The 23367-nt window shown below is 38.2% G+C and carries 18 protein-coding genes, 1 tRNA gene and 1 pseudogene; 2 read left to right on the top strand and 18 right to left on the bottom strand.

The window, feature by feature from the left end:
- Window positions 1-138: 138 nt before the first annotated feature.
- Window positions 139-1134, bottom strand: coding sequence for an endonuclease/exonuclease/phosphatase family protein (locus BUA71_RS13875; protein ID WP_072880802.1), 996 nt, complete (start codon window positions 1132-1134; stop codon window positions 139-141).
- Between the two features lie 81 nt (window positions 1135-1215).
- Between BUA71_RS13875 and BUA71_RS17865 the strand changes: the two are divergent.
- Window positions 1216-1395 (top strand): annotated as a pseudogene (locus BUA71_RS17865) (transposase); the annotation flags it as partial.
- 109 nt (window positions 1396-1504) lie between these two features.
- Here BUA71_RS17865 and BUA71_RS13865 read toward each other — a convergent pair.
- The 17 genes from BUA71_RS13865 to BUA71_RS13790 form a co-directional block, all read right to left on the bottom strand.
- Window positions 1505-1579, bottom strand: a tRNA-Val gene (locus BUA71_RS13865).
- Window positions 1580-1645: 66 nt separating this feature from the next.
- A complete protein-coding gene (locus BUA71_RS13860) occupies window positions 1646-2866 on the bottom strand; it encodes a bifunctional folylpolyglutamate synthase/dihydrofolate synthase (protein ID WP_245812597.1) in 1221 nt (406 codons plus the stop codon).
- Window positions 2867-3697 (bottom strand): energy transducer TonB, encoded by an 831-nt coding sequence (locus BUA71_RS13855; RefSeq protein WP_072880800.1) that lies wholly within the window; start codon window positions 3695-3697, stop codon window positions 2867-2869.
- A 4-nt stretch (window positions 3698-3701) separates the two neighbouring features.
- Window positions 3702-4094, bottom strand: coding sequence for an ExbD/TolR family protein (locus BUA71_RS13850; RefSeq protein ID WP_072880798.1), 393 nt, complete (start codon window positions 4092-4094; stop codon window positions 3702-3704).
- 1 nt (window position 4095) lies between these two features.
- On the bottom strand, window positions 4096-4797 hold the full coding sequence (locus BUA71_RS13845; RefSeq protein ID WP_072880797.1) for a MotA/TolQ/ExbB proton channel family protein: 702 nt from the start codon (window positions 4795-4797) through the stop codon (window positions 4096-4098).
- Window positions 4798-5247: 450 nt separating this feature from the next.
- Window positions 5248-6387: a Gfo/Idh/MocA family protein gene (locus BUA71_RS13840; RefSeq protein ID WP_072880795.1), complete on the bottom strand. Its 1140-nt coding sequence runs from the start codon at window positions 6385-6387 to the stop codon at window positions 5248-5250.
- 270 nt (window positions 6388-6657) lie between these two features.
- Entirely contained in the window at window positions 6658-7680 is a 1023-nt protein-coding gene (locus BUA71_RS13835) for a sugar phosphate isomerase/epimerase family protein (RefSeq protein WP_072880794.1), read from the bottom strand.
- Between the two features lie 203 nt (window positions 7681-7883).
- A complete protein-coding gene (locus BUA71_RS13830; protein WP_245812596.1) occupies window positions 7884-8717 on the bottom strand; it encodes a 3-keto-disaccharide hydrolase in 834 nt (277 codons plus the stop codon).
- Between the two features lie 36 nt (window positions 8718-8753).
- A complete protein-coding gene (locus BUA71_RS13825; RefSeq protein WP_072880888.1) occupies window positions 8754-10232 on the bottom strand; it encodes a Gfo/Idh/MocA family protein in 1479 nt (492 codons plus the stop codon).
- Window positions 10233-10646: 414 nt separating this feature from the next.
- Entirely contained in the window at window positions 10647-11240 is a 594-nt protein-coding gene (locus BUA71_RS13820) for a 3-keto-disaccharide hydrolase (protein WP_072880792.1), read from the bottom strand.
- 55 nt (window positions 11241-11295) lie between these two features.
- Window positions 11296-12111 carry a 3-keto-disaccharide hydrolase gene (locus BUA71_RS13815; RefSeq protein ID WP_072880790.1) on the bottom strand — a complete coding sequence of 272 codons (816 nt, stop codon included), beginning with the start codon at window positions 12109-12111 and terminating at the stop codon, window positions 11296-11298.
- An 18-nt stretch (window positions 12112-12129) separates the two neighbouring features.
- Window positions 12130-13476, bottom strand: a complete 1347-nt coding sequence (locus tag BUA71_RS13810) for a Gfo/Idh/MocA family protein (protein ID WP_217653622.1) — start codon at window positions 13474-13476, stop codon at window positions 12130-12132.
- A gap of 501 nt (window positions 13477-13977) precedes the next feature.
- Window positions 13978-15750 (bottom strand): RagB/SusD family nutrient uptake outer membrane protein, encoded by a 1773-nt coding sequence (locus BUA71_RS13805; protein WP_072880786.1) that lies wholly within the window; start codon window positions 15748-15750, stop codon window positions 13978-13980.
- 17 nt (window positions 15751-15767) lie between these two features.
- Window positions 15768-18701: a SusC/RagA family TonB-linked outer membrane protein gene (locus BUA71_RS13800; RefSeq protein ID WP_245812603.1), complete on the bottom strand. Its 2934-nt coding sequence runs from the start codon at window positions 18699-18701 to the stop codon at window positions 15768-15770.
- 20 nt (window positions 18702-18721) lie between these two features.
- Window positions 18722-19249 (bottom strand): STN domain-containing protein, encoded by a 528-nt coding sequence (locus tag BUA71_RS17860; protein ID WP_245812595.1) that lies wholly within the window; start codon window positions 19247-19249, stop codon window positions 18722-18724.
- A 164-nt stretch (window positions 19250-19413) separates the two neighbouring features.
- Complete coding sequence (locus tag BUA71_RS13795) at window positions 19414-20448, bottom strand: FecR family protein (RefSeq protein WP_072880785.1); 1035 nt, start codon at window positions 20446-20448, stop codon at window positions 19414-19416.
- A gap of 107 nt (window positions 20449-20555) precedes the next feature.
- A complete protein-coding gene (locus tag BUA71_RS13790) occupies window positions 20556-21293 on the bottom strand; it encodes an RNA polymerase sigma factor (RefSeq protein ID WP_083572109.1) in 738 nt (245 codons plus the stop codon).
- A gap of 666 nt (window positions 21294-21959) precedes the next feature.
- Here BUA71_RS13790 and BUA71_RS13785 point away from each other — a divergent pair.
- Window positions 21960-23246 carry a phage integrase SAM-like domain-containing protein gene (locus BUA71_RS13785; RefSeq protein ID WP_072880781.1) on the top strand — a complete coding sequence of 429 codons (1287 nt, stop codon included), beginning with the start codon at window positions 21960-21962 and terminating at the stop codon, window positions 23244-23246.
- The last annotated feature ends 121 nt before the right edge of the window (window positions 23247-23367 follow it).

Here is a 23367-nt window from a genome sequence, read left to right as displayed (position 1 = left end):
GAGAGTGAAGATTTAATCTGAATTATCTATGAATTCGAGATAAACCTTTAAAGTGACGAAGGCTTCACAATCCTAAATATGGGATTGTTAAATTCAGTCACAGTAGAGCAGTAAGGTCATTTCCGTGAATGTTTTGGATTATAGCACCAATTCAACAAAAACAGGAAAGTGATCTGAACCAATTTTTGGCAAGCGTTTTAACTGTTTTAAACGAAATTCTTTTGTTACAAAGACATGATCCAAAGGCCATCGCATTAAGAAATTATTTGCGTTAAAACTGTTGAAGAAACCCCTACCAATCCTAACATCGTAAAGGATATTTTGTGTTCCTGTTAGATTATCAACATACGACCAAACTACATCATTTAAATCACCAGCTACGATGGCTGGCCTCTTGTCTTCCTGAATTTGTTTTCCTATTTTTTTTAAAGCTTTTTCCTCCTGACCGGCGTTATCTGGTAGGTTTTTAAAATAAGTAGGTGGAACAGGATGAACCGAATGGAATACGAATTCTTTCTTCCCCGGCAGGGAAATAATACTTTCAAATGAGGGTACATTCTTATTATTTAAATAATCGATTTCAACGTTTTTTAATGGTAATTTACTGTATAAAACCATTCCATAAGCAAGCTCGTTAAGAGCCTGTTTGGAATAAGGATATTCTTCGTCCAAAATTTCTAGTTTTTTATTCCACCATTCATCAACTTCCATAACCAGAACTAAATCGGGTTTTTCGTTTTCAACCAAATCAATTAAAGGCTGTGTTCTATTATTAGACATTTTCACATTGGCCATTAAAAGACTGAATCGTTCCTCTGAAGGTTTTACTTTATTTATCCCCTGAACTTTCACAGGAACTATACGGGTATAATTAATTAGAAATACAGCATTAATAATCAACCCAGCTATTAATCCAATCGTTATCAAGTAATCGTACCATCTCCACTTTTTTATTAATATCCAAAGAATAAACAAGTTGATTATTATGATGATAAACATTTGAATACGAGGGAAATCGAGCATCTTTAAATATCGAATCCCGGCATTTCTAAATATAGAAAGTACAGTGAAGATTATTAACAATACTGCAATTAGGTAACAAGCTATAGAAAATATTCTAATAAGCTTTTTCATAAATTTTATTTTGTAAAGCTACTATACAAACTCAAGTTTATTGAGAATTTAGATGGCTAAGTTAAGATAAACATCCAAACTAACACTATCGCCGATTCCATTAGCCTCAACTACAGGCCCATTCTCAATTACTTTATAAATAGAAATACAAATGCATCAGCAGAATCTTTTAATGCCAAAATTAAAGCATTTAGAGCACAGTTAAGAGGAGTAAGAAAACCCGAATTTTTCTTATTTCGCCTCGAAAAATTATTTGCTTAAAAACTCAAAAACCCAGAAAATGTTCTTGATCCAAAAAGAATGTATGTAAAATATTTAGCCATAAAAAAATCCCTAAAAGCAGGTTGCTTTAGGGATTTGGAAAATAATGTGGGCGCGAAGGGATTCGAACCCCTGACCCCTTGGGTGTAAACCAAGTGCTCTGAACCAACTGAGCTACGCGCCCTATCCTGTAATTCGGATGCAAATATATGTTTGTTTTTAGTTTACACAAAGAAAAAAGTGAAAAATTTTAAATTATTTCTGCTACGGTAAATGTACTCCCTCCTATAAAGACCAAATCTTCGTCTAAAGCATTATGAAGCGCGGCTTCGTAGGCATTTGAAATAGAACTATATACCTCTCCCTTCAACCCAAAACTACCGGCTTTTTTTTGTAATATTCCTGCTTCCAGTCCGCGGGGAATATTTGGCTTTGAAAAATAATAAAATGCCGATTTTGGAAAAAGTGGCAATATGCTATCCAAATCTTTATCGTTTACGGTACCCAAAACGATATGTAATTGCCGAAATTTTTCTTTTTTAAGTTGTTCCAGCACCAATTTTAAACCTTCTACATTATGCGCTGTATCACAAACCACTCTTGGTTTTTCCTGTAAAACATCCCAGCGCCCCTGTAAACCGGTATTTAGCTTTACAGCGATCATCCCGTTTGTAAGAGACTCTTCAGAAATGTCCCAACCTAAATCCCTAAGAATATTTACCGTAGCTACTGCAGTTTGCAGGTTTTTATTCTGATATTCTCCTTTTAAATCGGTCGTATGATTTTTCGAATTTAAGTCCTGTGCAAAAATCATTTTAGAATTAGACTTTTTGGATTTCTCAGTAAACACAGCTGTAGTATCCTTTTGTTTTTCACCAATCACTACAGGAACATTGTTTTTTATGATTCCGGCTTTCTCTTTGGCAATTTCCGCCAGGGTATCTCCCAAAAAAGCAGTGTGATCTAATCCTATGTTGGTGATCACCGACACTTCAGGAGTTATGATATTGGTAGAATCCAACCTGCCGCCTAATCCTGTTTCTACAATGGCAAGCTCTACTTTTTCTTCAGCAAAGTAATTAAAAGCCATCCCTACCGTCATCTCAAAAAACGATAGTTTATGTTCGGTAAGAAAGTCTTTGTTATCTTTTATAAAAGTTGTTACTGATTTCTTCGGAATTAACTGTCCGTTTATCTTAATACGTTCTCTAAAATCCCTAAGATGCGGTGAAGTATATAAACCCACCTTATAACCGGCTTGTTGCATTACTGAAGCTAAAATATGCGCCGTAGAGCCTTTACCATTGGTACCGGCGATATGAACAGATTTAAATTGCTGCTGCGGATTACCGAGATATTCAGCGAGTTTAAGTGTTCTGCTAAGGTCTTTTTTAAAAGCCTGCGCACCTTGTCTTTGGTACATAGGCAACTGCTGAAACATCCACTCAACAGTTTCTTGATAAGCACTCAATTATTCGGAAAGTTTAAAGTTATAAATAATCGTTCCTACCTGTCTGGAAGGAGCATTATCATCGCTATTAAAACGAGTAGCCATTGCGGCTCTTTTGGCCGGTTCTGTTAAACAGGAAGCACTATTTGTAGTTCCCTTTACGCCCGGGGTAGCATTTATAACCTGCCCATCCCGGTTTACTTCAATTCGCACCACTACAATACCAGATTCATTACAATCTTGTACAAATTTTTCCTTATTTAAGGCACGTCTTCCTCCCAGGCGATAATTTCCATCACCATCCAAACCAGATCCAGTACCATAGTAGGAACTGGCATTTAAATCACCTTCCGGATCACCTTTATCTCCTGCCTGGTTATCATTACCCTCCCCAGATTCTGCTGTACCAGATTTCTCGGGCCCGTTTAAAATACTACTCATTGCATCTGTAGTAGATTTATCGGGTTTTGGTTCTGGTTCTTCTACCGGCGGTTCTTCTTCTTTAGGTTTGGGTTCCGGCTTTTTTTCAACTACCGGCTTTGGCTTTTCTTTCTTTTCAATTACCGGAGCTTCTTCCAGCTCCTGGGTCACCACCTCTTCTTCAATAATTGGTTCGGGTTCTGGTTGTGTTTGGGGTGCAGTATTTCGTTTTGGCGCCGACTTCACCGGCTCTGTAGGTTGCTCATTGCCTGAGCCAACTTCAGCAGTACCAAAATTTATAGCTATCCCACTTTCGGGTGGTGGGTCTAAATAAGTGAAACCCAACAAAAATAATAATGCAATTAACAGCACGTGTAGAATTACCGTGATGGTAAAAGATTTCTTTTCATGTTTGGTTTCTAACATACTCATTGTACTATTCGGGTTTTACCGCCAAAACAATCTTATAATTATTTTGGTTTGCGATATCCATAACTTTAACCGCTTTTTCGATAGGCACACCTTCTTCTGCCCTCAAAATTATGGTTGGTGTTTCCTTTCCAGCCAACTTTGAACGTAAATTAGTTTCTAAAGCCGACTGACTTACCCGTTCATCGTTTACATAAAATTGCAGGTCTTTGGTGATGCTTACCGCAACATTCTGCACGTTAGTGGTTTTTCCTTTAGCTTTTGGCAGAATAAGGTCTAAGGCCTCTGGTGTGATCACCGGCGAGGTTAGCATAAAAAAGATCAATAACAGAAATACAATATCTGTCATAGAGCTCATACTAAACTCTGGGCTTATTTTATTTCTTCCTCTTAAATTCATATTAAGCAGGCTCGTTTAACAGGTCTAAGAAATCTACCGCTGTAGCTTCCATTTGGTGCACCACTTTATCGGTTTTCACCACCAGGTGATTATAACCAATATAAGCGATAATTCCAACTATAAGCCCAGCAACGGTAGTGGTCATCGCAGTATAAATACCTTCTGCCAGGGCACCCATTTGCGCCTGGCCACTACTGGTAGCCAACTCATGGAATGCAAGCACCATACCAATTACAGTACCCAAAAACCCAATCATAGGTGCAGCACCGGCAATGGTAGCCAGAATGCTCACATTTTTCTCGAGTTTATAAACTTCTAACCGGCCGGCGTTTTCTATAGCCGTATTAATATCTTCCAACGGACTTCCAATTCTGGAAATTCCTTTTTCGGTTAACCTGGCTACGGGAGAATCACTTTGTGCGCAGCGCATCTTTGCCGATTCAATATTTCCATTGAGCACGTTATCTTTAATCTGCAACATAAAATTCTTATCGACCTGGCTGGCCGATTTAATAGCAAAAAGACGTTCAAAATAAATATAAACGGCTGCGAACAGCAACACGAAGAGAATAATGATAATAATTTGGCCTCCAAGACCACCACTAAGCATTAAATCGAATAAAGACAGGGTTTTTTCTTCTACTACCGGCTCTGCCTGTTGGGCGGCTTCGGCAGCTCCATCCTGCTGTAAAAAGTATAGCATAGGTTTTTATTAGGGTTTTTAATGTAACGTGATAAACCAGATTTAATTGTAATTCAAATTTAGTAAAATAATTAGCAGCACAAACTCCTTTATTCTATTTGCTGAAATTTTAATCTTTTATTTAAAAAATCCTGATAAAAGTAGAAATATGTAGTTTATAACATCAAAAAAAACATTTTGCTACTGAATTTAATAGGATAGATCCTGAAGTTTTTTCACTTCCGCTACTTAAGTTTCAACCAAGTTGTTTTAAATGAAATATTTATGCAGTAAAGCCTCGTTTTTCTAATTCAAAAATCAGTGAGGTCACTTTAGATTTGTAGAGAAATAATCCCTCTTTTTGAATGCTAACAAAATCAAGCTTATTAGTTTTTGAAATTAATGCAAACACCTATAAGCACGAAATCTTAAGTTGTTTTTTCAATAATTATTCAAAATCTTATTGTTTTATTAATTATCTAAACTCACCCAAACATTCCCTTCTGCGTGCGAAGCAACCACTTTCTCAATAAAATTCATTCCACGAGCTCCATCTTTTATACCGGGAAATTCCCCGGGATGGTATTCTTCACCTTTTATAGCTTTGGCCACACCTTTATAAATATTCCCCATAGAATCGAAAATACCCTCTGGGTGACCGGGAGGTAATTTTGTTCCATCTAAAGATAGTGCCGAATTATACCCGTGACCAGGTTTTAAAATTTTAATGGGCTGGCCTTCTTCTATTTTATACAGGTAATTAGGGCTTTCCTGTCCCCATTTTAGTCCGGCTTTTTTTCCGTAGATTTTTATTGTAAAATCATTTTCTTCTCCTGTAGCGGTTTGGCTTGCCCTAAGCACCCCTTTTACATATTCTGAAAATCTAAGCAGAACGGTGCCGTCAACATCCATTTTATTATCTGGATACATATAATTGAGATCGGCCAGGAGTTTTTCGACTCTAAGCCCCGAAACATATTCTGCCATATGAAAAGCGTGGGTACCAATATCAGCAATACAACAACTAATCCCGCTTTTCTCGGGATCCAGACGCCATATACTGTTTCTCTGTTCCTCGTTATGAATAATTGGGTTAATCCAGCCCTGGTAATATTGTATGTCTATCTTTTGAATCTCTCCAATCTCCCCGGCAGCAATCATTTCTTTCATTTGCCTTATCATAGGATACCCTGAGTAAGTATAAGTGACGGCAAAGATAGTTTTCGCATTATTTAGGGTATCTTCCAGTATTTTCGCTTCCCCATAAGTAGTGGTTAATGGTTTTTCACAAATCACGTGAAACCCGTTTTCAAGCAGCTTTTTGGCCATTGAAAAGTGAAGAAAGTTGGGTGTAAGAATTGAAACCACCTGGATACGTTCATCGGCCGGAAGTTTAGATTCTCCTTCAATGAGTTGATCCAAATCTTTATAAACCTTCTTTGAACCGATACCTAAATCTTCAGCAAATTGCCTACTTTCTTTAAAATCACGGCTAAAAACTCCTCCAACTACTTCAAACCTATCGAACATATTGGCCGCTACCCGGTGCAGAATACCAATTAAAGAGTCTTCACCACCACCAAGAATTCCTAATTTTATCTTTTTACTCATAACCACAATACTCTTTTATTCAATAATCCAGATTTATTCCAATACCTATAGGGAGCTCCGAGGCTTGAATGGAAATCAAAATAACCTTCTTTTATAATACCCCGTGGGTTTGCGCCCGAGGTTGTTTATTCCATTGTACTTCTATACTTTAGCTATTCTTTTTTTCTAAAAAAACGTGCAAATAAGTAAACGGATCCATAGACAAACTTTTGCTGATTTTCACTACTTGTAAACACGCAACTCCACTAGCCTTACTTAAGCCAAAAAGACCTATTGTTCCTCTTTTCCCTCGTCATTTAATTCTTTACCCACGCGAATTAAAAGTTCTTTTGTGGCCATAATTCCTTCCTTTGGCGAAAGATTTTCTCCTTCATACTCCACGCCAACAAAACCGGTATATCCCGCATCCTGAACAATTTTCATAATACGTTTATAGTCTAAAGTTGTCTCTGCCCCCTGCTCATTAAAATCATAAGATTTTGCACTTACCGCCTTGGCATAGGGCATCATTTCTTCGATTCCCTGATAGGTAGGATATTCTTCTATACAAGCTGCTTCCCAACGTTTCCCACCTTCTCTTTTAAGACAAAAGTTACCAAAATCGGGGAGAGTGCCACAGTTCTCCATGGCCACTTCTTTCATTACTTCTACTAAAAGTTTCGCATTAGAAGAAAGGTACCCGTGGTTCTCTACCAATATATTTATATTCTTTTCTTTAGCATATTCGCTTAGCATTTTAAGCCCAGAGACTGCAGATTTTTTCCATTCTTCACGATCCTCAGCACCAAATAAATTCACACGAATTGCATGAGCCCCAAGAAATTGAGCTGCATCTACCCATTTCTTATGATTTTCTACCGCTTGTTCGCGCTCTTCTCTATCGGCAGAAGCCAACTCTCCTTCTCCATCTACCATGATTAGAACATTTTCTACTTCAAACTCCTCACTTTTCGCTTTTAAACTATCCAGGGTTTCCTGCATAGCTTTTTCGGGATCTTCAGCATTTTTTATTTTTTCAGCATAAAAAGTACTCACATACTCTATCCCCTCAAAGCCCATTTCGTTGGCTTTTTCAGCAAAATCCATAGGATCTAACTTTCCATCGAAAATAGGTTTATGCAGGGACCACTGCGCGAGGGAAAGTTTAAAAAACGGCTCGACCTGTCGTTCCGCTTCAGCTTTAAGATTTTTATTCTCTTTGTTTTTACCATCTTGATTTTTACAGGATAGTATGGTTAAAGGAAATAGAGCTAAGAATAGTAGTCTGTAAAAATAAATTGATTTAATTTTCATAAAATAGTTGGGTTAAATAAAACTGTTTTCAAACACACACTCTAAATAATACATTTAAAAGGTATTTGAAAACAGTTTTGTGTTTTTGAAGTTAGAAATCAACAACCTCGTCACAAAGGTGCGAGGTATGCTTCCGAAAAAATCTCTTTTAGCTGTTTTAGACAGGAAATCTGAAATTAATTTGTCTCCGGTCTAAAAGCTAACTACAACTCTTTAATTTTTATATTCCGAAACCAAACATCATCTCCGTGATCCTGAAGTCCTATATAGCCTTTGTGATCTTCGCCCCCGGCATTTATAAAATCTTCCCAACCAGCGAACTTACTTTCGGCGATCATGTTCTTCCAATCATCTGTCCATAAATGGTATTCCACAACATTTTCACCATTCATACTGTGAACTACGGTACCTCGATACACCATAATGGAAACGGTATTCCATTCTCCGGCTGGTTTAGCATTTTGAGGATCGGCGGGAATCAAGTCATACAGAGAACCGGCTTTTCGGTTTCCGTCTTTGCCTAATTTAGCATCGGGATGTTTTTCATTGTCCAAAATTTGCATTTCAGGAGCAGATTTCCATATTGGCTGACCTTCGATCTCCTGGGCCAAATACAAAATACCACTATTACCTCCTTCTGAAATCTTCCATTCCAGGCTAAGTTCAAAATCTTTAAATTGCCCATCATAAATAATATCGCCGGCTCCACCCGCTTCCCCGGCTCCAGAGCCATTAAGCTTAAGGGTACCATTTTCTACAACCCAACCGCGGTCTGGAAAATCATCTTTGCCGTAACCACGCCAGCCGTCTGTAGATTCCCCGTCAAAAAGAAGTTTCCAACCATCTTCTTTTTCTTTTTCTGAAAGCTCGTTGTTAGCCGAAGTTGTGCTTGCTTCTTTCATCTCTTTACTCTCTTCCTGGTTATCTTCATTAGCTTTCTTTTTATTTTCACCGCAGCTATTAAGGCTGAAAAATAAAACGAGAACTAACGGCATCATAATAGTTTTACTGAAGGTTTTCATAAGTACTTTTTTCATATTTATAATTTAATCTGCTTTTAAAATCTTACTCGATCAGGATAATTCCCAACCGTCCCTGTAGGTATGTTTAATATATTCTTCTGCAGCATTTTTAGCATTCATAGTTTCAAATTGGGTATCAAACTTTGGATCTCCGTTTACTACCGTAAAGCTGTCTGATGTAACTACTTTAATTTCTTCATTCGCCCCAATATTGGTAATTTCCATTTTTTCTGAATCCCAATCTAACCGCTTCTTTAAATCCTGAAGACGTACAGCCAGGTTCCCCATAACCACAACCTCGTTAAAAGGCCCTGAATATCCAAAGTGAGCACTAGCTTCTTTTCTACTGTTCTTAGGTTCTTTACAAGCGCGAACCCAATCCATCTCATGACTGGTTTCCACACGTGGATAGATTTTCTCTGTCTTTGGCGGATTGTCCTCACGGCCAATTATATAAGGATCACGACCATAAGTACTACAAATGATAGTACCTTTAGTCCCCACTACCATGGAGCCTCCACCTCCATCACCCATAATTTTCCCTGGTTTTATACCTTCGGGGCGATCTGGAAGCAAACCTCCATCATACCAGGTCATTTTTATAGGATCAAATTTAACTTTTCCCAGTTTTTTATTCTCCGGGAAATAATAAGAGACTTTTTCTGAGATAGGAGCGCTCTCGGTATTCACCTGGGAAGAGCTTCCTTCAAAACCGGTAGGATGTCCTAAATTTAACGCAAAATATATGGGGTCTATAATATGGCAACCCATATCTCCTAAAGCTCCGGTTCCAAAGTCCCACCAGGCACGCCAGTTCCACGGAGTGTAGGCGGGATTATATGGTCTATATTTCGCAGGGCCCAGGAATAGGTCCCAATCTAGAGTATCTGGAACTTCAGGTTTATTTTCCGGTCTCTCAAGACCTTGTGGCCAGATAGGTCTATTGGTCCAGCAATGGGCTTCTAGAGGATCTCCAATTTCACCGTTCTGAATCCATTCAGCAAACAACCTGGTTCCATCCCCGGAATGTCCCTGGTTCCCCATTTGTGTGGCTACCCCAGTCTCTTCAGCCAATTTTGTGAGATACCTGGATTCATAAATAGAATGTGTCAAGGGCTTTTGAAGGTACACGTGTTTCCCACGGGTCATACTTTCTCCCGCAGAAATTGCATGGGTATGATCTGGGGTTGCAATAACTACCGCATCAATATCATCTCCCATTTTATCGAACATCACACGATAATCCTTAAACTTTTTAGCATCGGGATAATCGGTAAAGGTCTTTTGGGCATATCGCCAATCTACATCACAAAGTGCAACAATTCTCTCGCTGTTCATAGCCTTGAGATTAGACCTTCCCATGCCACCTACACCAATCCCGGCAATGTTAAGTGTGTCACTGGGAGCTGTAAAACCAACACCTCCTAAAACATGACGAGGCACTATTGAAATTCCCGCAGCCACAGCGGCAGTATTAGTAATAAATTTTCGACGGGACAATCCGTTATTTTTATTCTTATTTTTCTTCATAATACCGTTTTTAATATTGGTTGCAGTTATAGAACTCATTTAAATTTTCTCTATTGGCTAAAATCCCTCTTTTACATCTATTTTTTATCTTTTTTCTCCTTCCATAGCGCAACTATGCCAGTCAAAAAGAACCTTTAAATGAACAGTAAACTCTTGATTTTGTTGCAACGTCTAAATGAGTTCATATTAGTGTTTTCAATTGTGTCAACATCTCTGTGCAGTTCTCTCTAACACAGATTTTATTTTTAAATATAAGTAGAATTTCTTCCTAAGCTATAAAACCAAATTGATAATTTAAAGTATCACTTCTACAACAGATTTTTCAGCAAACTAAAAAATCAATTAGCCCCTTCTTCAATTTGCATAAGAGTCCAGTAAGTTAGTAATACTAATTATTTTAACAGTTTTAGTCTTTTAAAGTTCTTTCAGCTTAATATTTCTCCAATAAACTTTAATACCACCGCCATCGTGTATTTGCAGGGCGATTTTACCATTGGCAGCACCAATTTTTTCATCGGAAAAATCAACCATCTCCACGCCGTTTAACCAGCTGGTTACCTGGTCGCCCTGCACTTTTATCTTCAATGTATTCCACGCTCCATACTTAAGTACATCTTCTTTTTCGGGAGCAGGTTTAATAAGCCAACCGCGGCCATAAGATTCATAAATCCCCCCGGTATGCAGATTTGGCGGGGCTACTTCTACTTGCCAACCAGCAATCTTTGTACCGTCAATTTCAGAACGTATAAACACCCCAGAGTTGCCATCGGCCTCCTGTTTAAATTCTAAACTGAGTTCAAAATTCTTATAATTATCTTCGGTAGCCAGGTACCCATACTTTGCATCGGGACCGCTTTCAGAGATTAACAATCCATCTTCAACATACCATTTCTCGGTACCATGAATGGTCCATCCGTCAAGGTTTTTTCCGTTAAAAAGCTTTTTTCCAGATTGGCAACCGGTAAAGGCAATACTCAATACAATGGCAATCAAACTAAGTTTTTTCATTTTTGTCTTCTTCTTTAAAATTTTATCCGCCCAAATAATAACTGGGCGGATAAGTTTATAGTTTCTTAATTTTTATATTTCTAAACCAAATAGGACTGGCGTGATCCTGCAGGCCAATGTACCCGCTCTTAAATTTAGCGTAATCTGGGCTCCCTTTCCATTTGCCGGAGTTCTTTTTCTTTTTCCAATCTTCAGATTGGGGGTTAAAAGAAACTACCTTTTCTCCATTGAGCCAGTGTTCTACTTTCTCTGGGGTGTACACAATTTTACTGGTATTCCACTCGCCTACCGGATTTAAGTTTTTCTTCTCCTCATTGGGCGCATACATAGAATAATCTGCCGCTGTTCTGTTCAATGGCTTTAATTCGGAAAGATTCTCGGTATGACCAAGGCTTTTGTTATAGCCGGTAAGATCATGGATGTTCTCGTAATTTTCATCATCAATGAGCTGGTATTCCGGAGCTACTTTAGACGGATTGGCATAACCTTCTTTGACGTGGTAAAAAATACCGCTGTTACCGCCTTTGGGAAGTTTCCACTCCAAATACAATTCAAAATTATCAAACTCTTCAGCCCCATAAATAATATCGCGACCGCCCTGGTAATCTTCCTCTTTACCAAGTTCAGTCTTATAGGTTAATTCATCACCTTCTATTACCCAACCCGGTGGCATTTCCTCTTCGCCATAACCGCGCCAGCCGTCAAGGCTGCTTCCGTCGAACAAATACTGCCATTCTTCCTCATTTTCTGCAGCATCAGCACTATTCTCCTGGCTTAGATTATTTTCTTCCGTTTGTTCCTTCTTGTCATTCGAATTCTTACAGGCTATTGTAGAAACTGCCAATAGCAAGCAGATTAGTGTTTTTTTCATTTTTAGTTTTTAAAAAATTTAAACCTTTTTCATTTTCTTTGGATCCCATCCTATAAATTCGTTCTTTCTATAACTTTCATTACACAGCAAAGCGGGTGCTGCCGCCCGGAACCCAAAAACAGGATCTTCCGCTACCGATCCATTCTCTCGAATAGCGGTAAAGAAATTGGCAAAATGATCATAATGAGCTCCTTTGTATCCACTTTGGGCGTTGTAAACGGTTTCTAAAGGTGCCACCATTTTTTTACGATCTGCGCGACTCGATCCTTCTTTTGCTTTTTCGGCTAAGAAGGGATCATCACTTTCACCACCAGCATTTCGCTTAAGGGTTAGACTATTCCAGGCGACATCCATAGAACCTTTGCTGCCCACAAGTTTTAGAAAAGTACCTCCGCTGGTGCCATCTACAAAATTACAGCGCAAAGAAAGGTTGAACCCGGGATGCTCTTTGGTTTCCGGGTAATCAAACATTCCTAATTGCACATCGGGAACCTCACGCCCGTCTTTCCAATGCCGCAAGCCTCCTGTGGAAGAAATTCTGTTGGGTCCTATTGAATTCGTGATGAAGTGCAGACTCGAGAACAGGTGTACAAAAAGGTCACCAGCCATTCCTGTTCCATAATCCAGATAATTTCGCCATCTAAAGAATCTTAAGGGATCAAATGGACGGTCTTTGGTTATGGATAAGTATTCTTTCCAATCTACCGTTTGGGTAGAGGCATCGTTGGGAATGGGGTATTGCCAGGCACCAAGTGCAGAGTTCCTCGCCCAAAAACCTTCGGCATAGTTCAACTCCCCAATGGCCCCTGCAGCCAATAATTCTTTTGCTTTTTCGTTACCCAGGGAAGACATCCCCTGGCTGCCTACCATATAGATTTTCCCAGATTTCTTCCAGGCTTTAATAATCTCATGGCCTTCATCTACACTGTGCACCATAGGTTTCTCACAATATACGTGCTTCCCGGCATTTAGGGCATCTACACTAATTTTCTTGTGCCAAAAATCTGGGGTGCCTATAATTACCGCATCAATATCGCTGCGTTTTAGAACGTCCTGATAGTCTTTGGTTAAAAACAAATCGCTCCCCCATTTATTCCTGGCATCGTCCAGGCGACCGTCGTACAAATCACAAACGGCAACCAACTCTATGTTTTTATGTCTTAGTGCTGTATTGGTATCTGCACTACCCATGCCACCGGCACCTATTAGGGCGATTTTTAGGGGTTTGGCTTCTCCAAATAATTCTCCCCTATTTAAAAGGTTCACATGTTTGGTCTCTGCGGTAAGTGTGGAAGGAAGTATGGCTGCAGTAGCCCCTGCAATTCCTAAATTTTTTATAAAGGAACGTCTGTCTTTTTTCATCATGATTAAATACTTGTTTTCAAAAATGGATTATTAAGTTGTGTTTATTAGTCTAGATCACGCGTTTTACAATAGTTACGTGTTAATTTCCCGAAATTTACTTATTAATTGAATAAACTAAAAACTTAAATCTAAAATTTTCATAAAGTTAGGTCACTTATAATGATTTTTGTTAAAAATACAATTCCTGAAGAAATAAATGAATTAAATTGAGTTGGTGTAACTGCACCAACAGGTGTCTTTATTACAGAATAATTCGACAACATCCTTTAGAACGGGGTAAAATATTTGAAATTTCGGCCTTTTCCTTTTTCCTAACCCGAAAGAGAGAAGAAAAGCTCGAAAAATTATGCAGTGCTACCTTGGCGTTTCATCCTATATTCTAATGTGTTTAGGCTGAAGTTTTTAATCCAAAAAGTGTTAGATATTTCTAGAAAAAACAACAGACCAATAACATCCCTGTTACTGGCTGTTGCTAAATTTCCTAATTAAATGATCATAAAACTAGTATCCGGGATTTTGGGTTAAAGTAGGTTCCCCTGCACTATTCAAACTTAGATCTATTTGAGCTTGTGGAATAGGGTAGTATTCGCTTTTACCTGAAATAAATTTACCTCCCCTAACATCGGTAGTAATATCTCCCTGATACTCAAAATACTCGTTTAAGGTCTCTTCGGCAATACCCCAACGTACCAGGTCAAAAAAGCGATGTCCTTCCATGGCTAATTCAAGTTTACGCTCAAAGTAAATAGCCTCCAGCGCGTTTTCTTTTGAAGAAAATTCTGAAGCAGTGTATAATCCAATATTATAATTGGCAGCATTTTCAGACTCATCAAAACCGGTTAGCGGACTATTCTCATCAATGTATGCTTTTAAAAATCCTTGCGGATTTGAAGCTCTCTCACGCACACGGTTAACATAATCCATGGCCAGACCCAGGTTTCCTGTTTGTGCTTCGGCTTCAGCAGCCATTAAGAGCACATCGGCAAAACGAATAATATGCACATTAATCGCGGTACCTGGCGCCCATGAACTTTGATCACTATACAAGTCTTGAGTGGCTTGCCAATAAATATTCTTTTTTGGAGCATAAGGACCTCCATAAGATTGATCCCTTATCCAGGCTGCACCGGGATGTTTCCCCCAATCGTGATATGGAATCCCTCGACGTCCTACTGTCCAATCTAAACGTGGATCTACCGGCCCTGTATAAGGAGTAAATGCTTCATCTGCACCCACGCCCATATCATTTTTTACAGGATCCTGATTATAGTTATCCAGGAATGGAAGGCCGCTACCCGATTTTGTTTTGTACGAATTCACTAAATCCTGGGTAGGCTGATAAAACCCACAACATCTAAAAGGACTGTTGTAGGGAAAATTGAGCATCCCGCCCTGATTAGAATTTGCAATAGAACTGGTACCATCATTTGCGACCATTTGTACATCAAAAACAGTTTCAGCATTATTTTCTGTTTCAGCATCAAAATTATCTTCAAATTGAGCTACAAGATCATACTTTTCTCCGGCTGAATTTGTACCAGATTCAATAACCTGTGTAAATATAGTAGAGGCTTCAGAAAATTTATGTTGGTATAAATATGTTTTTCCCAAATAAGCTCCTGCTGCCCATTTATTGGCACGTCCGAATTCTGATTGTGTTCCCGGAAGATTATCAAAAGCAAATTGAAAATCGGCTTCAATATTAGGCCAGATATCGGTATCGTTTGGCTGTTTGGGGTCCTCGGTGTTTTCATCTACCCAGGGCACCATATTGAACATTTTCTTTAATTCAAAATAATAATGTCCTCGCAAAAACCTGGCCTGCCCAGCAAGATTACTTCTTTCTTCTTCACTTATATCCTCTACATTAGCAAGTAGGCTCAACACATTATTGGTGCGAGCAATCCCTTCATAGGCCGCTATCCATTTACTATTATAAAAACCATTGGAAGGGTTGGAAATAAATTTCACAATTTGATCTATAGCCGGCTGGTCACCGCCAAAACTACCTTTACTGGCAACTCCACCGGCAACTGAACCATACACCCAATTATCTGATGCCGATTCCCAGGCACCTCCTCCTCCAAGCCCCTGACCGTCTAAAGCTGCATAGGCGCCAATTAATAATTTTTCTACACCAATTTTATTGGCCACTACATCTTCACTTAAAGAGCCTAATGCGGGTTGGTCTAAGAAATCGTCACTACAAGACCCCATGCTTAGCGAAACTGTTGCCGCTAAAAATAAAATCCTTAAAAATTTATATTTTTTCATAATCATTGTTTTTATCATTATAAACTTGCGTTAAGTCCAAATATCAATTGTCTTTGGTTAGGGTATGCTCCTTCATCAATCCCAAAATTTACCGATCCTCCAGAAATTTCCGGATCAATACCAGAATAGGAGGTGATAGTAAATGCATTGGCCATTTGTACATAAACTCTTAGCTTAGAAATATGAATAGCATCTAAAACAGAGGTAGGTAAAGAGTATCCTAACTGGATTTGCTTTGCCCTAAGATAAGACCCATCTTCCACGAAATAAGAATTTGGAACATCTGCCAAACTAAAAGATCCTACAGTTTGTTGAATTGGTGCGCTTGCATTCATGTTCTCTGGTGTCCAGGAGTCATAAAGTGCGGTTGCACTCTTAGCCCCGTTAAACGAGCTATAAAAATCTGTGTACCATTTCACATTGTTCCAAATATCATTTCCTTGTGAACCGTATAAAAACATACTAAAGTCCCAGTTTTTATACATAAGTTCCAGGTTTAGACCGTAAGTAAAGTCTGGATTGGGATTACCAATAAAAGTACGATCATCTGCAGTAATTCGGTTATCACCATTCACATCGGCATAACGAAAACGACCTACAGCAACATCAGATTGGTAAGTAGTATTCTCATTACCGGTACTCTCCCGGGCTGCGGCATTTGCCTGGTCTATTTCATCTTGCGAATCCCAGAAGCCATCTACTTTATACCCAAAGAACTGACTAACAGAGCCACCCTCGGCATTTCGAATTATCGAGCTCCCATTAAAACGACGTGTTTCCAAATCGAAATAATTTAAGCCATCGGCAATCTTTACAATTTCATTACTATAACTGGTAAAAGTAACAGTAGTATTGAATTGTAAATCTTCAGCAAGAGTAAAATAAGTTGAAAGATCTATATCTATCCCGCTATTAGTCATTTTCCCCACGTTTACATAAGGCACTGTGGCAGAACCCACTGTTGCCGGTAGATTGGGATTATACAAAAGATCGTTTACATCTTTACGGTAGTAATCGGCAGTAATTTGCACACTATTATTGAATAAGGTGGCATCTATCCCAAAGTTGGCGTTAATATTCTTTTCCCATTTTGCATCGGGATTTCCAATTCTGGATTGCTGAAAACCTTCACTGGTAGAAGAGTTACTTCCTGAGATAGCGTAAAAAGAGGTTTGATTATTTCCGCCAAAAGTGGTAAATGAATTGGCAGGATCTACATTAATTTGGTTCCCCATTACTCCGTATCCAGCCCGTACTTTTAAATCATCTATCCAATTTGATTCAAAAAAAGCTTCGTTGCTTACATTCCAACCTGCACTGGCGGCAGGGAACCAACCGTATTGTTCATTTAAAAATCGAGAAGAACCATCTCTTCTTATAGTTGCACCAAATAAATATCGGTCATCGAAATTATAGTCTATTCTTCCAAAAATGGATGAAAGCGCATCGGCATACTTAAAGCTGTAATTGGTTTGCGTACCCGAACCGGTATCCAGGGTTACATAATCTGGATCGAAACTGAAATAAGACTGTGTGGTACCACCTACTTCACGTCCTTTATTTTGATAAGCCTCTGTTCCTAAAACCACTGTAAGATTATGCAAATCGGCAATAGTATTTTTATAGGTTAGAGTGTTAGCCCATGTCCAGTTAAAATTAGTCTGCGCTCCTTCAGTATAAGAGTTTACTGAATTATTTTCGGCGTTTTCATATTCAGGAAAAGCAAATGAATTAAAAGTGTTGGAGAAATATTTACCTCCAAAATTTGTTCTAATGGTGAAGTGTTCCAGGAAATCTATTTCAGCAAAAATATTTCCAAAAAGCTTATTAGATACGCCACGATTATTCTTCAACCTCTCCAATATGGCTACTGGATTCCTGGCATTACCAAGCCCCTGCCCAAAAGAGCCGGCAAAATTTCCATTAATATCCCGAACCGGAATAATTGGTTGTTGCCTAAAAGCCATACCCACGGCACTACCCTCTGTGAGATCGCCTAGTTGGGGGTTCTCACGAATAGCAAAACTTAGGTTTTCACCAACCCTAATATTATCTGAAATATTAAACACGCTATTCACACGCATAGTATAACGTTTTAAATAGGTATTATCTAATGTTCCTTTTTGATCGAAATAATTAAGGGAGAATAAGAAACTTCCCTGTTCACCACCATTACTTACCGAAAGATTGTGACTGGTGATGGGTGCCGAATTAAAAATTTCCTGAAACCAGTTAGTTCCTTGTTTATTAGCTTCTACAATACGATAAAAATCGTTAAGTTGTGAAGGATCTGTATAGTATGGATCTACATTATAAAGAGACTCATCTACCGTATTAGCACCTACAGGAGCAATATAATTTGGTAAAACCGGCTCTGCACCATCACCGTATTGTGAATGACTAATAGGATCTCCGGGATTTGTATTTCTAATAGCTCTAAAGGTAAGATCTGCCATTTCCTGGGAGGATAAAATATCCCACGGATTTCCACTTTGAACCATTTGCGTGCCGTAATAAGCATCATAATTTACAGAGAGTTTACCTTTACCGCTTTTAGTGGTAATAATAATCACCCCATTTGCTGCACGAGAACCATAAATAGAAGCAGAAGCAGCGTCTTTAAGCACCTGCATAGTTTCTATATCATTTGGATTGATATTCTCTATGCTTTCAGTAGGAATTCCATCTACTACATACAAAGGCGTGTTATTCCCAAACGTATTAGAACCGCGAATTTTCACCTGTGGCGCCTGACCTGGTTGACCACCACCGGTAATACTTACCCCAGAGACCCTACCTTGCAATTGATTTGTTACCTGGGCATTGGGTTGTTGCACCATTTCTTCAGTTTTTACTACAGATACAGCACCGGTTAAATCCTGCTTACGTTGAGTTCCATATCCCACGACAACAACTTCATCTAATGCCGCAGCATCCTGTTCTAAAACGATATCGATTTCGTTACGACCATTTACTTCAACCTCCTGGGTAGCGTAACCATATAGCTCACCTTAAGAACAGCATCTTCTGGCACATCAATTTGATAATTTCCGTCGAAATCACTCATTGTTCCATTCTCAGCATTTTTTTCCAGGATATTTACACCCGGAATAGGCATTCCTGTCCCAGCTTCTGTAATTGTTCCCGTGACTGTAATTGTCTCTTGACTTTCTTTCTGGCTTGTCAATTTAGATGGCTTCGAAACCTGTTTTATTACAACCTGTTTATCTGAAATTTTATAAGCAAGTCCAGTATTCTCAAGAGCGCTCTTTAAGACTTGTTCTATAGATGCCCGTTCAAAATTTACAGTAATTCTCGCTTTATTCTTTAATACATCATCTTTATAAAAAAATACAAAATCTGAATTTGACTGGATTTCTTTAAAAAATTCAATTAGACTCGCGTCTTTAATGGCAATGTTAATTTTAGGCTGGCTATAGGAAGAATTCGCATAGGAAGAACCGAGCCCAAGCCCTATCAGGATTATTAGAACACGCATAATCTTTAATACATTTCGCGTAAAGTTATTTAAATCACAACATGACCTAAATCTTTCATTTTTATTCATAATTTTGGTTTTCGTTAGTTAATATTGCTCTGCATAAGTAATTTAGCTGACTAATTCACAAGATGTTAGCGCATCTCGTGGCTTTTTTGTTTTTATCATTCCATATTTTTTGTTTTATTAATTAATATTGATCCGTTTTGGTTTCGTTTATATTGAAAATTTGCCGCTTCCTGCAGTGTTTTCAAAACATGATCTATAGAATCTTTTAGATCTAGGTATCCCGAATAAGTTTCATTTTTTGTTGCAACTTCGTGAAGCTTTATATCTACATTATAATATCGCCCCAATTTTTTCATAATGTATTCCAAATTATTATTCTTAAAAATCAACACACCATTTCGCCAGGAAAAGTACTGCTCTACATCTACAGATTTTGTTTTAACATTTGGGCTGTTTTTACTATAAACAGCCATTGTGCCCGGTGTAATTTTTTTTCTTTCCCGAGATTTGAAAAAGGAGTCTGATTGATAACTAATTTCAACACTACCACTTTTAAGCACGGTTTTAATATTATCCTCATCTGGGTAATTACTCACATTAAATACTGTCCCAAGAACCTCAATAACCTGGCCTTTGGAGCGTACTCTAAAAGGATGATTAATATCGTGTGAAACATCAAATATTGCTTCACCTTCAAGAACCACCTCCCTGGTTTTCCCTCTGAACGTTACCGGATAAATTAGTTTTGAGCCAGAATTTAACCATACTATGGTACCGTCTGACAAGACAATCTTAGATCTTTTTCCATAAGGAACCATAAGAGTATTAAAGGTGTTTGAATCTTTAAGAAGCACTTTCTGTCCCCTACCCACAGAATCAATTATATTTAGCTCATTCCCGTTGCTTTGATAGGCTAAACTCGAATTTTCTTTTTCTATGGCCAATCTTTTATTTCTATTTAAAAATAACTGAACGTCATTCATATTTTCCAACTTCAGGTTTTCTGAAGATCTGGCATATTCCATTAATGGGGAAGACGAAGAATCATATTTGTATAATCCTATTGCTAATATTACAACCACCGAAGCTGCGGCCGAAAGGGCATAAAATAATCGCTTTCTTCTATTCTTATGACTATAAGCAGAGGCTATAATCCTGGCTCTTAATTCATTTTTTTCGTTTTCCCTCATTAGATAAAAATTAACCTGACTGTTTTAATAGGTTATAACCAGATATTTGGCCTATCTATATACATAAGCACGAGTCTTATGGTTTATAGACAAGAAAATTATTTTTTTTATAATAAAATTTTAAAAATCAATAAAGTGAAGGGCAAACAGTGCTTTCTAAGTGCCGATAATGCACGGTACACCAGGGTTCTGGAAGTGGCGATACTAATATTCATGGTTTCCGCGATTTCGTCGTAAGGTCGGTTTTCGGTATATCTTAAATGTATAGCCTTTTGTTGTCTCTTAGTTAAAAACACTAAAGCAGCTTTTAATTTATCTTTTTTTTCTTTTGAATATTCAGCTTCAATTATCTGCTCTTCACAAGTTAGGGAGGTCTCATCATTTTTAGTTTCCAGAAAATGTTCTTTCAGCTTCACATGTCTCTTGAAAAGTGCTTTTTTAAATATTTTTCGCTTTAAAGATCTCAATAAATAATATTTAACATTGGAAGGAGCTACTATGTTGGTACGGTATTTATAAAGATCAACAAAAAGGTCATGAATGGCATCCATAACCTTATTCTTATTTTGATTTTTCTCCATCCCATAAGCATAAAGCTCTTCTATGTATAAATCATATAGCTCACCTAAAGACTCAACATTACCCCCTTTTAATTCTCCCCAAATCCTTGCCGCCAATTTTTCCTTTAATTCAGCGTTTTGCCAAACTATGGAAGACTTTGAGTTTTCTTTGTGACTTAACTCGGCTGTTTCATGCTTTTCTGATTGGTCAAGTCTGTCAAAATGCCCATTAAACTCATCTTTTGATGTTATCCTAATTGCCATATTATTTTTGAAGTATGCCATTTGATATCAATCTTTTTCAAACATCTTTTCTGCTCTTAGAAGAAGCTTTTAATTTATTTTGATTAAACCCAACTTACCGAAATTAACAATATTTTTCATATTACGCATAACATCGCTCGTATATCAAAAATTTTTTAACATCTCAATCAATGTAATTCACAATTCATTTGGTATAAATTTGCTGAATATTGAGCTGAAATACTATAAGGTTGACCTAGTGTCATTAGGTGACACTAGCATTTGAAATTTAGAGGCTTCAACAGTTTTTGGTATAAGCATACCCACACCCGAACTATGTGAGATTATTAAAAATTGAAAAATATTAAGTATAAAAAAGTGAAGTAGAACCTCTTAAAGTTATTTCCGGACTAAAATAGCGAAGTTTTATAAATACAAAAAAGCGCAATCTCTTTATAAACAAGTGATTGCGCTTAATATCTGTAATTGTATTGTGACCTTGCCAGGAGGAAGTTTATACAAATTAAGACAAGGACTAAAAGCGCTATTTACTTTGAAGTATCCTTATAAAATCAATGATTACAGTATATTAGACTTCGACAAATAGTGAAATGCAATAGAGTTAAATGTGATGTTATTGCATAATTGTGGACTAGATGTGGACTAGAAATTGTATCTTAGTATTTCCTTTATTTAAGTCCACAGATTATGGCCATTTCTTTTTTTATACAATCCAGTAAAAATCCAGCACCAATTTACGTACGCGTTCGGGAAGGTCGGGAGGTGGATGCTAAAAGCAAAACAAAAAAGACCATAGACCCAAAATTATTTAGCAAGGGAAAAGTAAAACTTCGAAAAATTCCCACCGGAGCCGATGCACAGGAAAAGCAGTGGATCCAAAGGGCAAACAATCAACTTATCATCCTTCAAAAAGATCTAGATCACTTAAAAGTGCTTCTTACCGACAGGCTCAATAATCGTACAGATGGACAAATAATCAATAGCAGATGGCTTAATAAGGTCATTACCCCCCGAAAAACAACCGAACTCTCTAAAGCCCTGCTCTCCTATTTTGATTACTTCCTTGAGTCCAAAAAAACAAGTTTAAACGCCAACACCATTAAAAAGATCAAAGTATTCAAACATCGGTTGGAGCGTTATGAAGACACCCATGGTACCGTTTATATCAATGAAGTGGACAAACGTTTTGCCCTCTCCCTGCAACGCTGGTGCGATCGGGAGAATTATGCACACAACACTAAGGTGAAAACCTTAAAGGTATTATTGACCGTTTGTAACCACGCCAAAGAAAACGGGCTCCCCACCAGCACCCAACTACCCTATATTACCCGGGGGCTGAAATACCAAAAGACCAGTCACGTCCATTTAGATTTTGAAGAACTAAAAACAATTGCCGCAACTCCAATGCCCGACCGTCGCACGGAGATTGCCAGGGATTGGCTAATCATTAGTTGCTTTACCGCCCAGCGGGTTTCCGATTTCCTGCGCTTTTCCAAAGATAAACTGGTGGAAATGGAAGGAATGCTGTTTTTGGACATCAGCCAAAAAAAGACCGGAAAGCCGCTCTATATTCCGCTAACCAAGGAAGTAACGGATATATTGGACAAACGCGGTGGGGAATTCCCGCCTGCTTTTTCCAACCATCCAGAGGGTAACAAAACAATTTACAACTCCCTCATCAAAGACGTGTGCCGTATTGCCAAAATCCACAGCAAGGTTACTGCGCATAGGAAGAACCCGAAAACCAACAGGTATGAATTTATGGAAGTACCCAAATATAAGGCGGTCAGCACCCATATCGGGCGAAGGTCTTTTGCTACAAATTATTACGGAAAAATAAATACAGCCCTATTGATAAACGCCACTGGACATTCCTCTGAAGCTCAATTCTTAAAATATGTAGGAAAAGATGGGAACCAACAAGCGTTAACCCTGGCCAAGGCCATGAAATCTTTTGCAGAGCAAGGTGCGTAATAATCCTTTTTTCAAAAACTATGAACCCTAAAAATCGCGAATACAACCAATTGCAGCAACCCGCTTTAAGGGAATGCACATTGAAGGCTTTTTTGAAGGTGGACATCAATAGTTCTTTTTA

This window comes from Salegentibacter echinorum (genome assembly GCF_900129445.1).
GTDB lineage: Bacteria > Bacteroidota > Bacteroidia > Flavobacteriales > Flavobacteriaceae > Salegentibacter > Salegentibacter echinorum.
Note: the sequence above shows the minus strand (reverse complement) of the source record. Positions and strands in the feature narration are given on the sequence as shown.